Annotated in this window: 11 protein-coding genes and 4 pseudogenes; 2 read left to right on the forward strand and 13 right to left on the reverse strand. The window is 54.4% G+C overall.

Translation table 11 applies throughout. From position 1 onward, the window contains the following. The 11 genes and pseudogenes from ACO5R6_RS06950 to ACO5R6_RS07000 form a co-directional block, all read right to left on the reverse strand. A pseudogene (locus ACO5R6_RS06950) lies at positions 1-571 on the reverse strand (hypothetical protein); the annotation flags it as partial. A 79-nt stretch (positions 572-650) separates the two neighbouring features. Then, complete coding sequence (locus tag ACO5R6_RS06955) at positions 651-2,126, reverse strand: carbon starvation CstA family protein (protein WP_485626467.1); 1,476 nt, start codon at positions 2,124-2,126, stop codon at positions 651-653. A gap of 245 nt (positions 2,127-2,371) precedes the next feature. Continuing rightward, on the reverse strand, positions 2,372-3,121 hold the full coding sequence (locus ACO5R6_RS06960) for an HD domain-containing protein (RefSeq protein WP_485626477.1): 750 nt from the start codon (positions 3,119-3,121) through the stop codon (positions 2,372-2,374). Next, a pseudogene (locus ACO5R6_RS06965) lies at positions 3,110-3,745 on the reverse strand (Maf family protein); the annotation flags it as partial. The gene ACO5R6_RS06960 and the pseudogene ACO5R6_RS06965, both read right to left, overlap by 12 nt. A 1-nt stretch (position 3,746) precedes the next feature. Continuing rightward, positions 3,747-4,244 (reverse strand): NUDIX hydrolase, encoded by a 498-nt coding sequence (locus tag ACO5R6_RS06970; protein ID WP_485626468.1) that lies wholly within the window; start codon positions 4,242-4,244, stop codon positions 3,747-3,749. After that, positions 4,204-5,337, reverse strand: coding sequence for an iron-containing alcohol dehydrogenase family protein (locus ACO5R6_RS06975; RefSeq protein WP_485626469.1), 1,134 nt, complete (start codon positions 5,335-5,337; stop codon positions 4,204-4,206). Before ACO5R6_RS06975 ends, ACO5R6_RS06970 begins: the two co-directional genes overlap by 41 nt. 112 nt (positions 5,338-5,449) lie before the next feature. Continuing rightward, positions 5,450-6,025 (reverse strand): FKBP-type peptidyl-prolyl cis-trans isomerase, encoded by a 576-nt coding sequence (locus ACO5R6_RS06980; protein ID WP_485626470.1) that lies wholly within the window; start codon positions 6,023-6,025, stop codon positions 5,450-5,452. Between the two features lie 62 nt (positions 6,026-6,087). Next, positions 6,088-7,119 carry a serine O-acetyltransferase gene (locus tag ACO5R6_RS06985; protein ID WP_485626471.1) on the reverse strand — a complete coding sequence of 344 codons (1,032 nt, stop codon included), beginning with the start codon at positions 7,117-7,119 and terminating at the stop codon, positions 6,088-6,090. Between the two features lie 194 nt (positions 7,120-7,313). After that, entirely contained in the window at positions 7,314-8,057 is a 744-nt protein-coding gene (locus ACO5R6_RS06990) for an LPXTG cell wall anchor domain-containing protein (protein WP_485626472.1), read from the reverse strand. Continuing rightward, complete coding sequence (locus ACO5R6_RS06995; RefSeq protein WP_485626473.1) at positions 7,940-9,124, reverse strand: chitobiase/beta-hexosaminidase C-terminal domain-containing protein; 1,185 nt, start codon at positions 9,122-9,124, stop codon at positions 7,940-7,942. Before ACO5R6_RS06995 ends, ACO5R6_RS06990 begins: the two co-directional genes overlap by 118 nt. Before the next feature lie 248 nt (positions 9,125-9,372). Then, positions 9,373-9,549 (reverse strand): hypothetical protein, encoded by a 177-nt coding sequence (locus ACO5R6_RS07000; RefSeq protein WP_485626474.1) that lies wholly within the window; start codon positions 9,547-9,549, stop codon positions 9,373-9,375. Positions 9,550-9,635: 86 nt separating this feature from the next. Between ACO5R6_RS07000 and ACO5R6_RS07005 the strand changes: the two are divergent. Next, positions 9,636-10,003 (forward strand): annotated as a pseudogene (locus ACO5R6_RS07005) (transposase); the annotation flags it as partial. A gap of 53 nt (positions 10,004-10,056) precedes the next feature. On the opposite strand, the pseudogene ACO5R6_RS07010 reads toward ACO5R6_RS07005, so the two are convergent. Continuing rightward, positions 10,057-10,377: pseudogene (locus tag ACO5R6_RS07010) on the reverse strand (TSUP family transporter); the annotation flags it as partial. A gap of 10 nt (positions 10,378-10,387) precedes the next feature. Then, complete coding sequence (locus tag ACO5R6_RS07015) at positions 10,388-11,710, reverse strand: enhanced serine sensitivity protein SseB C-terminal domain-containing protein (protein WP_485626475.1); 1,323 nt, start codon at positions 11,708-11,710, stop codon at positions 10,388-10,390. 388 nt (positions 11,711-12,098) lie between these two features. Here ACO5R6_RS07015 and ACO5R6_RS07020 point away from each other — a divergent pair, with 388 nt between their 5' ends. After that, complete coding sequence (locus ACO5R6_RS07020) at positions 12,099-12,479, forward strand: hypothetical protein (RefSeq protein ID WP_485626476.1); 381 nt, start codon at positions 12,099-12,101, stop codon at positions 12,477-12,479. Positions 12,480-12,576: the final 97 nt, after the last annotated feature.

The following is a 12,576-nucleotide window of genomic DNA, read 5'->3' on the forward strand; positions in this document are numbered from 1 at the left end:
CTGACAGCTCCGGCTTCTTCTCGAGATAGTCTTTCGCTCTCTGCAACTGCCGCACTGCCTCTTCTGCCTCAGGGCTTAATTCCGACAGGTAGCGGGCCCGCTCTTTTTCCTCCGCTTCTCTGATCTTCTTCTCCCCCTCGACGGTGTAAATTGAAATCTCCGGATGTTCCTGGCTCACGGCCGTAAGCAGAGTATCCACCTGGTCCTCATACTTCATCCGGCTGACCCGCTCGCTCCCGTCCCGCAAGATGACAACGACATAGGCCATCGAGCCGAAGACCCCCTTGCCGCTGAAGCCCCCCTTGGACATGGCCACCCTCTTATACACCCTGGCAATATCTTCATAGCAGATGTATCTGCTGCGGTCTCTGAGATAGGTTCCCAGATAGAGGGCCCGATCTCCAAGACCGCAGACGCCGATCCGGCGACATCTCTTAAGGTCTGCCTTTATGACGTCTCTTGGCAATTCCTTTACTCCGTCGTTTCGGGCGGAAAAGAGCACATGCCTGGGGCCGCCCTGAAGGGCCTCCTCCTTCTCGTCAGGTATTTTCGGATTGCAACACTGTCCCATAGACTCTCCTTCCCGGAACGAGAAGGGGCCTTCAAGCGCTCTGCTCAAAGGCCCCTGTCAAAATTCAAATCAACAAATCTTATGCCTTACTCTGCTCTCTTTTCGCAGCTCTGTAGAAGATTGCGAAGAAGATCACCGCAACGATGATACCGGCAGGATAAGCAACCGCTGTATTCTGCTTCAGTGCGGGGATCAGGCCCAGGCACTCCGGAGCCATCACGAAGTAAGTGATGGAAACGGCGGACATGAAGGTCGCCGGAAGAGCGCAGATCCAGAAGTTCTTCTTCTCCTTGGCCAGATACATGGCTGCTGCCCAGAGGACAATCATAGCCAGCGTCTGGTTGGTCCAGCTGAAGTAACGCCAGATGACGGTATAGTTGATCACACCGAAGGTGTTGCCGAAGCCGAGGACTGCACCGACACCGAGAAGGGGCACACAGAGCATGAGACGGTTCTTATACTTCTCCTGGCTGACACCGAACCAGTCGGACAGGGTCAGTCGTGCGGAGCGGAAAGCGGTGTCGCCGGAAGTGATGGGGCAGGCCACAACACCAAGCATTGCCAGTACTACGCCGACCGGACCCATGGTCTTGATGCAGACATCATAGATCGCTGCGGACTGACCGTGTGCGAGAACAGCGGCAAGACCGGTGTTGAGTCCTCCGGTAACCTCGTAGAGAGAGCATCCTGCAGCAGCCCAAACCAGCGCGATGATACCCTCGGCAACCATGGCTCCGTAGAATACGAAGTGGCCCTGGCGCTCACTCTTTAAGCAGCGGGCCATCAGAGGAGACTGGGTAGCGTGGAAACCGGATATGGCGCCGCAGGCAACCGTGATGAACATAAAGGACCAGATCGGTGTGGCCTTGGGATGCATGTTATAGAAGTGAGACCAGATCTCAGGAATCTGATGGCCGCCGGTGAAGATACCGATGGCAACACCGATCGCCATAATAATCAGGCAGATGCCGAAGACCGGATAGATCTTTCCGATGATCTTATCAATGGAGATGAAGGTCGCGATGAAGTAGTAAGCCAGGACAATCGCCAGCCAGAAGGTCGTCTGAGCCAGGACGCCGCCTGCTCCCTTCTCCTTAACAAGCTGAACAATCAGGCCTGCGGGGCCCACGGCAAATACCGTACCGACCATGACCAGAAGAACCACGGAGAAGACTCTCATGACATTCTTCATACCGCCGCCCAGATAGATTCCGGTCACCTCTGAGATGGAAGCGCCGCGATTCCTCTCGGAGAGCATACCTGAGAAATAATCGTGAACACCGCCGGCCAGCATAGTACCGAAGGTGACCCAGAGGAAGACAACCGGGCCCCAAAGTGCACCCTGCATTGCTCCGAAGATGGGACCAAGGCCTGCGATGTTGAGCAGCTGGATCAAGAAGAGCTTCCACTGCGGCATCACCACATAGTCGACGCCGTCATTGATCTCTACCGCCGGTGTCTCGCGGTCGTCCGGCCCGAGGGTCTGATCCACCAACTTCCCATAGGTAAAGTAGGCGCAGATCAAAATCGCCAGACACAACAAAAAACTAATCATTTACGTTCCTCCCTTCCGAAAAACAAACCTAACCTTAGGCACATTGCCTATGTTTTTCTTAATTTCTATTATACTCTTTGTCGAAAAAGGTGAAGCAAAAAATTAGAATTTTTTCGATTTTTTTTGGGGGTCGGCCCGGGAAATTTCGTTCAATTGTACAAAACTCTGTACAATTTATCGGAACACCCGGGACTGATCCCGAAAATTCCTCTTCTTTTTACCAATTCTTATAAAATAAGAGCTATTTAGACGGTCCCCCCGGTCTCTCGATCGTCTATGAGCTTTCCCTCCCGGATACCCTTGAGAATAAAGTGCTCATAGGCATAGCTCCAGACCTGTCCGGCCCCCTCGCCCGACCGGGCATTTCGTCCCAGGACCTGACTTAGGCATATCCCATGGTCCAGCCAGGACTGTCCATGATTCATTGCATTCAGCATAAGGGGCTGGAAGTTGTCACAGGCCCGGGCGAATCTGGCCTCCGGGCTCTGCCAGGCTTCGAACTCATCCCAGAGGCCGCGAAAGTAGACTGCCTGGTCCGATGGGAGGATCCGGAATATGCGGTCTGCCGCAGCCCGCTCTCTCTCCTCCTGACTCTTCTTTCCCTCCTCGTCATAGGCGTAGGTATCTCCCGCGTCAATCTCCACCACATCATGGAGGAGAATCATGAGAAGAACCCGCTCCAGGTTCACGGGCTCATTGGCGTACTCTCTCAGTACCGCCGCCATGAGGGCCATGTGCCAGGCGTGTTCGGCGTCATTTTCCCTTCTAAGCTGCCCTCCGATATAGTTCTGGCGGAAGATATTCTTCTCCCGGTCCAGTTCCCGCAGGAAGTCAAACTGCCGGTCCAGACGGGATTCTGCCTGCGCTGCCTTCTCGATATCATCTCCCCGTACTTGCGCCTGGCCCTGCTCTTGTGACCTGCCCGATTCTTCTCCCAGCCGGTTCGGTTCTTCTCCCAGCCGGTTCGGACTTTCTCCCGGCCGGTCTTGTCCCAGAGATTTGAGTTCCTGATAGAGCCTTGCGATCGGCAGGCCGACGACATTGTTGTAGTCCCCGCGGATCCCCGTCACGAATCTGGCCGCCCCGGACTGAATCCCATAAGCTCCGGCCTTATCCATGGGGTCATTGCTCGCGACATAATCTGCGATCTCCTGTGGAGTCAGCTCTGCGAAGTCGACATGCGTCGTCTCATGAAATCGCCGCTCGATCCTCCGGCCGTTCTCGATCAGAATCAGGCAGATCCCGGTCAGGACCCGGTGGGACGTCCCCGACAGAAGAGAGAGCATCCGGGTCGCATCTTCCGGGTCTTTGGGCTTGCCCAGGATCTCCCCGTTCTTGACCACAATGGTATCCGCCCCTAGGACGAGAATCCCTCCCCTATTCTCAGTCTCCCTGTTCTCAGTGGCAGATACAGTCCCCGCATCCTCCTCCGATGAGAAGAGGGAGCTTGCGACCTCTCGCGCCTTGGCGGACGCCAGATCCTCCACATAGGCTCCCGGATCTTCCTCTGCGGACAGTTCCGCCCCCCGGGCCGGCACGACCTCAAAGCGCAGACCAAGCTGCGATAAGAGTTCTCTCCTTCTGGGAGACTTGCTTGCTAAGATTACTCGATCATACATCTCAACTTCCCTCTCCTTCTACAGACAGACGCCTGCCGTCTAAGACAGCCTCCAGGAGGAGTCCATCCCCTCCATAGACCAATTTGAGAGAGAAGAACTCCCTCTCCTCCTCCAGGAGGTCGAAGAATATCCGGTCCCCCTCCCAGAGGTTCAGTCCCCTGATTGCATCCTTCCTGACCCACTTGAGTTCTCCCTCATCACAGGAGGTCATCTGCCCTGTCCAGGCGTCCGCCGTAAAAAGGGACATGTACTCCGCCCTGCCTTCATAGACAAAGGTGATAAGCCCCCGGTAGCGATAGGAGGTCAGGGTCAGTCCGGTCTCCTCCCTGCACTCCCTGAGCAGGCAGTCCTCCGGAGACTCCGCCTCCTCGAAATGCCCGCCGATTCCGATCCACTTATCGCGGTTGACATCGGCTTCCTTCTTGATGCGGTGAAGCATCAGATAGGCATCGTCTCTCTCAAGATAGCAGAGGGTTGTCATGCAGCTTCTTGGCGCCATCCTTCTCTCCTTTATCCAGTCCTGCAATCCTCCGCAAGACCTCCTCATTCACATCAAACGGGCAGAGGTCCAGCTTGGCCGGCGTCTTCTTGACCGCAGCCAGGCAATCCTCTAAGAGCTCTTGGCTCACCTCAGGCCACCGGCAGATCTTCCGGAAGAAGTCGTTCAATTCCTCCGGGCTCTCGAATCCGGCCATCTCCAGCAGATGGTCCTGCGTCCTCCTGTCACACGCCTCCAGATAGGCGGCCTGAAAATAGCCGACCGCTGCCCCGTGCGGGATTCCTCCCTCCAGGGTCAGCTGATAGGACAGGCCGTGGGGCAGTGTGGTGCCGGACTGGGCGATGGACATTCCTGCCAGACTAGAGGCCAGCATCAGGCGGTCATAGCGCCGGGGGCTTGCCTCCTCCTCTCCCAGGAGGAAGTCCTTGTTCTCCGCCCAGACAGTCATCCCCTCATCAACCAGCATCCGGCTGTAGTCATCCGCCCTCCGATTGGCGTAGGCCTCGATCAAATGAGCCAGGGCGTCCGTCGCTGTGTTGGCGATCAGACGCTTGGGGGCATAGGCCAGGTATTTCCCGTCTACCAGAGCGAGATCCGGGAAGAGACTGTAGGGAATCGACCCCTTGAGCCCCCGGGCCCGGCGGGTGAGAACTGCCACCCCCGTCAGCTCGGAGCCGGTCCCGCAGGTGGTCGGAATACAGACCAGGGGCAGGCGGCGACTGTCCGGTCCCTTCTCATAGAGTTTCTCCTCACCCCAATCGGGATGCGCCAGCATGAGGGCGATGGCCTTGGCCGCATCCAGGGGCGATCCCCCTCCGATGCCGACGACGAAATCACAGCCCGCTGCCCGCGCCGATTGGCATGCCCGCATGACCGTTTCGGTAGAGGGATTCTCCTCGACTTCATCGAAGACCAAATAGTCCACCCCGGCATCCGTCAACACCGCAAGCAGGTCTGCCTGCGCCCCGTTCTTCTTGGCGGAACAGGCGCCTGTCACAAGCAGAGCTTTCCTGCCCAGACCGCTGATCTCCCGTCCATGCCTTCTCACCGCCTCCGGCTCCTGATAGAGTCTGGCGGGCATATAGAACTTCATACGATTTCCCTCCTGAGATGAGAAAGGCCGACTGTCCCGCCTCGCATCTGCGTAGAAGCTGCAACTGCGATTTGCGACCGTCGGCTGATTGATTCCACAGCCCCAGAGACTCTTACTTGATTCCCTTGATCGTGACTGTGAAGCTTGCTTTCGCATTGGCCAGAGTTATAGGCTTGGAACTGTCTTCCTGCCCGTCTTCTTTCATGGCGTACGTAGACCGGTAATTGGCCGGGAAGGTGACGTTGACGTCGAAGGTCTCACCCTTCTTGTGACCGATCACCTGATCCTCGAAGCCGGCAATGAAAGAGCCGCTTCCGAGCTTCAGGTCGTAGTCCCCGGTACCCCCGTAGAAGGCAGTGTCTCCCACTTTCCCCACATAGTGGATAGAGACCGTATCCCCGCTCTTTGCCTTATACTCCGGATCTGACTTGGCGGAATCGGTCTGCTTATTCCCTCCGTCAGAGCTTGTTTGGCTCTTGTCCTTCTGCTCCTGACTCTGACTGCTTGTATTCTTCTCCTGGTCTGCCTTACCGCCGCCATTGCTGTGCTTTAGGCCAAAGAAGAGCAGGACGACTGCCAGGATCAGCGCAAGGACCCGGGCCACAATCCAGACCGTCTTAACCTTCTTCTCCCTCTCCCTCTCAGCGGCCCTTCTCTCTCTGGCCGCCTTCTTGTTCTCCGGATTCATCTGCTCTCCTCCTTCAATCTTCCATGATCTCATGCCGTTTATGGGATCGTCTTGTGTCCGCGCTACCAGTTGAGCTCATTTAAGAGCTCTCCCTTGCCGTTCTTGTAGATCAGCTCCTGATTTTTGATTGTGACCCTGGTCCCCTCCGGGATAGAGTGCGTGATAAAGGCATTGGATCCGATCACCGATCCCCTGCCGATCACAGTCTCCCCTCCCAGAATGGATGCTCCCGAATAGATGGTCACATGGTCCTCAATGGTGGGGTGACGCTTGATCCCGCGCAGGCTCTGCCCGCCGGAAGTAGACAGGGCCCCCAGAGTAACCCCCTGATAGATCTTGACATGTTCTCCGATGATTGTGGTAGACCCCACCACAATCCCGGTCCCGTGGTCCATAAAGAAGTACTTGCCGATGGTCGCCGCGGGATTGATGTCAATTCCCGTGACCGAGTGCGCATACTCCGTCATCATGCGGGGGATCAGGGGCACATCTAAAAGAAAGAGCTCATGAGCCATCCGGTTAATCGTGGTTGCCATAAGACCCGGATAGGACAGGACGATCTCGTCTTTATTCAGTGCTGCCGGGTCCCCTTCCAGCGTCGCCTGCAGGTCCGTGTCCAGGTACTCGCGGAGCTTTGGGATGCGGGCGCAGAACTTCAGAATGATATCTCTGGCCTGCTGCTCGAAGAGATACTCCTGTTCCGCGGCGCAGACGCTCCCGTCCCCGTAGCTGCTGGCGCAATAACTGCCCTTGCCATGCGCGGGATCGGATTCCAAATCAGATCCCGCCCGATCCTTCCCCTGATCTGCCCTCTGGCCGGATTGGTAGCGCAGGACGATATTGACCTGCTTGGTCAGCTTATAGATGACATCCTCAATCCAGACGGTCAGGTTGCTGGCCATGTTATACACCTTGTAGCTGCTGTCCCTGTAATAGCCCGGATAGATGATCTTCAGCATGCTGTGGACGATCTCCCGAATCACCTGCGGATCCGGCTGGTTGAAAATCGCCATCTTGTCAATATCTCGTCCCTTCCGGTAGTCCGCCAGAATCGACTCGACAACCCCGCTCACCTTCTCTTCATATGATTCCATGGAAACTCCTTTGACTCCCTGTCCCGGATCCGGTTCCTGCTCCTGTCCGAGCGTCTCATCCCCTGATAGGTCCTACCTTGTTATTATATGCATTTTCCCGGCGCTTGACCAATCTTCCGCCAAATGCAGCAAAGGAGCGCACTCCCGAAGGAATGCGCTCCAGCACCGGACTCAGAGCCGATTCTTATTTCTCCTTACTGCCTTTTTCTCCTCCACAAGAGGACAGCGATTCCTGCCACCGCAAGGACCATGCCGGCCGCTGCCGGGCCGATCGGCGCGAGATCTCCTGTCTTGGCAGACTTCACATTCTTACCGCCCGACCTCTTCTGACCGGCACCGCTCTTATTTGCTGCGGGATTCTTTCCATTCGTTCCGGGGCGATTATCTTTCTTGGATCCCTTATCACCACCCGGCTTCGATGGATCTGCCGACTTCTCCGGCTTCTTGTTCAAGCCCGCAATCGCATTCTGAAGATCCTGAGCTGCCGCATCCACAAGCGGCTGCTCATAGACGGAGAGCTTGTCGTTTTCCATGATCTCCTCCGCCTTGGCAAGTGCGCTTTGGAGGCAGGCTGCGCTCTCCTGACTGTATCCGGTCAGATCGATGGCCCTCGCCTTGGCAATCACTTCCTTCAGAAGCGACTTGTCTGCCTTATAGCGCAGACCGGTCATTGCCTTCGCAAGGTCTCCCTTCGCCTGATCTACATCCTTCTGGCTTGCGGACTCGTCTGCGAGCACCTTCTCCGCCGCTTTGCGCGCCGCCAGGAAGGCGTCCCATCCTGCGTCAAGATAATTCTCCTTCTGATAGGCGGCTGTCGAATCTACCAAGGCTCGAAGAGAGGTCTTGTCCCCCTTCTTGACCAGGGCCTCCGCCGCGTCGAGAAGACTCTGATCCGCCTTGCGGACATCCTCTTCCAGCGCGTCTCCATCCTCCAGCACCTTCCTGGCCTCCTCCAGGGCTCGACCGAATGCGTCTTTTGCCTTGCCGTCGATGTATTGTTCCGGTCCAGCGCACTGTATAGGCTATAGTGCTTCCTGAGCTCTGTCTTATCGCCCGCCTTGAATCCCAGCTTCTGGATCTCTTCGATCAAGGCGATCGTGGTCTGATCGACGGTCCTCTGACTGGACTCTATGTTGGAGCTCACCGACTTGGCATAGGCCAATACCTTGTGAAAGCTCTCCTGTACGCTCTTGATTGCCTCCTTGACCTCTCCCTGGTCCACACTCTTCTGGGCGACGGAGATCACCTGGTCCAGGCTGCCCTTATCAGCTGTCACCTGGTCCTTCAGATAGAAGAGCCGGAAAGCGTCTACCCCGATCTCGCCGTAGTAATCATACAGCCATGCCCGGTTGATCTTAAGCCGCACCTTGTCGGAGACGAATTCATCGAATGTAAATACCTTGGACTGGGCTCCCAGATGCGCCCCCTTCACAGCGGCGACCCACTCGCTTCCGTTCCAGTATTCGATATCCATATCCGCGATATCATAATAATTCTTGTAGAACCAGTCCAGAGCCAGTTCTGCCGCATTGACCTTGACCGGCTTGGAGAAGCTAAGTTCAAGAATTGTTGGGAATGTCTTGGGGCTCCAGGACTGGTAATTCTTCCCGTCCAGGGCCTTGGCCACGCCGTCACTGCCACCGGAGCTTCCGTGATCCGTAACCGCGCTGTAATCCTTCTCAAGCCCTTCTGCCGTGTTAAGGGCCTCCTCGCTGATGTAGTTGGTCTCGAAGACCTTGCTCATCTGCCGTCTCCCGAGGAAGAGGGCGGCCTTTACGGTCTCCTTGGACTTTGTGACTTCAAAGGGCTCCCTGTACTCCTCGGAGAACCACATGGGATCATTCCCGTCCGTTGTGTACCGGATTGTCAGATCCTTAAATTCGCCGGAAATCTGAATCTTGTCATCCTTGCTGAGTGCCAGCTTGTTTTCCGGCGCAATGCGAAGCGAAAGCCTCTTCCATAGCTCCGGAAGCGCGTCTTTGGCTTGATTTACGCTTTCTCTCATCTGCTCCAGCTCATTGATGCCGGACTTCCTGTCTTTTAAGAGTTCCTTCGCTGCATCCAGCTGATTCTTCAGGTCACCGCACGCCTTGATGTAGCTTGCCCAGTCTTCCTTGACATTCCTCTCGTCATAGGCCTTTTGGGCCGGTCCATAGGCGTCCTTGAGCGCAAGCGCGGCTCTTCCGACCCCGATCGCCTTGCTAAGGATCTGCGACTGGTCGCGGTAGTCCTCTGCCTTCTGCTCCGCAATCCTTAGAATCTGGCATATTTTTTTATTACCTCCTGACGGAGTTCCTCATATGTCTTTTCCCCTTTTGATATTTTTACAATCTCATTGAGAAAATCCTCGCTGAAATACATATTTTCTATTGCCATCGTTGCAACAACTTTTTTTATTTCTCTGTTTTTTTGTGTATTTTCTAAAATCATAATATCCCTTTCCCGTACCGGATTCCGGCACGCAAATCGATGACGTACAATATTTTTCGCAAAATCAGAAAAGGATAGACATTGCCCTCCTGGAGCATGAAGCTGGTGAGTTGGTCGATGCTGGACGCTATGAACGATCCGGCAAGTGAAAAGGCTATCGTTCCGGGCATTTTGACCGAAATTTTACTACTACTGCCGGTGACGCGACGCTTCATGTTCCAAAGCTGAAAGGAATCCAGTTTGAGACCGCTATTATTACCGTAACGTTTTCTCGGTCGTCCCGCGTGGCAAAGTCCGAGAGGTTGCCATGATGCTGAAGATCATCTACGCCCAGGAGAGTAAGGAGTCTGCCTGCCAGAAAGCTACCCAGGTCGTCGAGAAACTCCAGAAGATGAAACTTCGGGCTGCAGCAAAGAAAGTCGAGGATAGCATTGAAGAAACCCTTACATTTATAATAACATAGAGCAGGACTCCGACCGTCATTATGGTCAGGCAGGTCGCCTGGATGGCCCCGAGTACACTTTCATTTCCGAAGCTTTTTCGAACCAGATCAAAAAGGATCTGTCCCAGGAGTCCTCCGACTACCGCGCCGACAGCGAGCGCTGTACTCGTCTTGATCTTAAGCTGAACTCCGTTATTTCTGGTTCGAATCAGAGAGCACACGGACATGGCTAAGACAGTACAGCCTGAGCAGAAGCTGACCGTTGACACAGGCAAAATTCCAACCATATCCAGCAGCGGCTTGATGATCACCCCGCCGCCGGCCCCCACAACAGCTCCGACAGACGATGCAATAAAACAAACGACAAAGAAAAAACCAATCAGCATTTTCTATCCCCTATCTCTGATAGACCGGCGGCTCTGTCCTCGCCGTCCTGGCGAACTCCGCTCTCCTTAAGGTCACAAAATCCATATAGGTCACCCGGTGAAGCAGGTCACGGCAGGCATTGTAAATGGAGCCGAAACAGTCCCTGCATCCCTCCTCCGGCACATCAACAATTACCAGATAGGACTGGGTCCCCTCTTCATCCGCTTTGAGTAAAAGATCGATCATGGAAATCTCAGGATGTTTTTTACCAAAGGCAACCAGACGCCTGCGGATGGCCTCCACTTCTTCGCTCTCTGCGGGGTAACCCAAAAGGATCTTCTCATCCTTTTGGACTGTCTTAGACGCAACCTTGGCCTCTCCGAACTCTCCCTGATAGCCGGAAGAATTCACGATATTTGCAATGGTCTTTGGATCGACGACAAAAAATTTAGGACCGTAAGGATTCACGACGATGCTCTCTCCCTCCTCCAGCATATCCGCCAGCTGAGGAAAATGCATGACCATGGTTTCTCTCTTCCAGTCATCACCGCATTGCCCGGCCATTCCTTCCAATGCTACCCAATCCGTATAGACCGGCAGGGCTAAACTTCCGTCATTCAAGCTGACCCGATAGACCCCAAAGGTCGTCCCCTTTTCAAGCGTAACCTCCCCGCCCCGGCCCTTTGGCATACTGCCGTCCATGCGCACAGGAAGCAGATAATGACTCCGAACCAGTTCGCGGAAGAAGAGGTTCCAAAAGTCTTCCTCGCGGATGTGCCTATCAAAAGCCTGGATCAGGCCCAGCAGATATGGATTTTCTACTGCCTTGTTCACATCCACCTCGATCTGGTAGGGAATATCGGTAATGACGGCATACTTCCAGTCGAGATCCAGGGCTTTCTTCCCGGAAAAATACAGTCTTGCCGTCCTGGTGTCGGCGCTGACATCTTCCTTTTTCTCTAAGATCTCTACTTTTTCAATCACCGGATGGGCAATGTTGCCGTCGCGATACAGAACCGTCACCAGTTCACCTGCCTGAGCCTGGCCGACGAGGTCACCCTCGACATAGAATTCCTCTCCAGCAGCGATTTCCAATCTCTCCGCCATCAAAGTAAAGCGCTTGCTCCTCTCTTCCCCCGTCGCTGTCTGCGAAAGCGGTTCCTCTGCTTCTCCTCCGCTTGCCTGCGAGAACGGTTTCTCCGCTCCTTCTCCGGCCGCCTGCGAGAACGGTTTCTCCGCTCCTTCTCCGCTTGCCCGCAAGAATTGCTCCTGTAAGGCAGAAGCGTTTCTGTCCTCATTCGATTGGCCTTTTCCCCCGTGAAAGAGTCCCTTCTTTAACTTATCAAAAAACATCGTTCGTCCTCACCCATTCTCATATTACAGATACTCACATCACAAATCCGACTGACAGTATACTTACTCTTGCCCATAGAGCCCCTTTATTAACCGCATTTGTATCGGCAATCATGAATTCACCTCTTGAATACAGGCTCTGCAGGCCTTCTATGTCCATAAATAAACAGAGACTTCCGTTTCCATTTTACTATATTTTTGATCCGGCAAAGAGACCCTTTTGCGCCCTCTTTTTGATCGAAACTCCAATTGCAGTCCGCCTCTCTACCGCATCTAAGCCACCACTCAAAATAGAGGTTCTCACTTGCCGCGGACAGAAAAACATATTATTCTTCAATTAACCTTTCGGGTGAGGTCAAGCGGTCGTTCTGCAAATTGTGAGGCAAGCATGAAAAAGTATTTTCACCAATATACTCCCATTCCCGTTCTCCTGGGAATCGCCCTCTTCTTCTTCCTGACAGGAAGCGGTTTCGATCTGATTTTAAAGGCAGTCTGGAATCATATATCCGGTTTTGAGATGGATGACATGGGAGGCTACACCCTCCTCTTTTCAACGCCATTGATCGCAGTCGGTTTCTTCTTCAGCCTCCTTCTGCGGGGACTCTCTCTGCTGCTTTTGATTGCGTCTGGAATCACTTTCTGCATCATAACTTTTATGCACCTGTATCGGAAGGGCCACACATCACGGGCATCTGATGAAGAAGATTCTTTGAAAAATGACAGAGACAGCACTTCGCCTCGTGAAGATCCAACACAGCAGAATCCATAAAACATTCGGCCATACCATAGAACACCCAAATCCGTTCAGGCACAGTAATGGAGCGGGCTCCCCGGGGATCCCGCTCCGACATGTGACATAGAGTCCT

The sequence above is a fragment of the Shuttleworthella sp. genome (assembly GCF_057251025.1).

What these genes read in the sequence shown, in the direction of transcription:
- ACO5R6_RS06955 (WP_485626467.1), bottom strand. Translation starts at nt 2,126, where the DNA reads ATGATTAGTTTTTTGTTGTGTCTGGCGATTTTGATCTGCGCCTACTTT.
- ACO5R6_RS06970 (WP_485626468.1), bottom strand. Translation starts at nt 4,244, where the DNA reads ATGGCGCCAAGAAGCTGCATGACAACCCTCTGCTATCTTGAGAGAGAC.
- ACO5R6_RS06975 (WP_485626469.1), bottom strand. Translation starts at nt 5,337, where the DNA reads ATGAAGTTCTATATGCCCGCCAGACTCTATCAGGAGCCGGAGGCGGTG.
- ACO5R6_RS06980 (WP_485626470.1), bottom strand. Translation starts at nt 6,025, where the DNA reads ATGAATCCGGAGAACAAGAAGGCGGCCAGAGAGAGAAGGGCCGCTGAG.
- ACO5R6_RS06985 (WP_485626471.1), bottom strand. Translation starts at nt 7,119, where the DNA reads ATGGAATCATATGAAGAGAAGGTGAGCGGGGTTGTCGAGTCGATTCTG.
- ACO5R6_RS06995 (WP_485626473.1), bottom strand. Translation starts at nt 9,124, where the DNA reads ATGAGAGAAAGCGTAAATCAAGCCAAAGACGCGCTTCCGGAGCTATGG.
- ACO5R6_RS07000 (WP_485626474.1), bottom strand. Translation starts at nt 9,549, where the DNA reads ATGATTTTAGAAAATACACAAAAAAACAGAGAAATAAAAAAAGTTGTT.
- ACO5R6_RS07015 (WP_485626475.1), bottom strand. Translation starts at nt 11,710, where the DNA reads ATGTTTTTTGATAAGTTAAAGAAGGGACTCTTTCACGGGGGAAAAGGC.
- ACO5R6_RS07020 (WP_485626476.1), top strand. Translation starts at nt 12,099, where the DNA reads ATGAAAAAGTATTTTCACCAATATACTCCCATTCCCGTTCTCCTGGGA.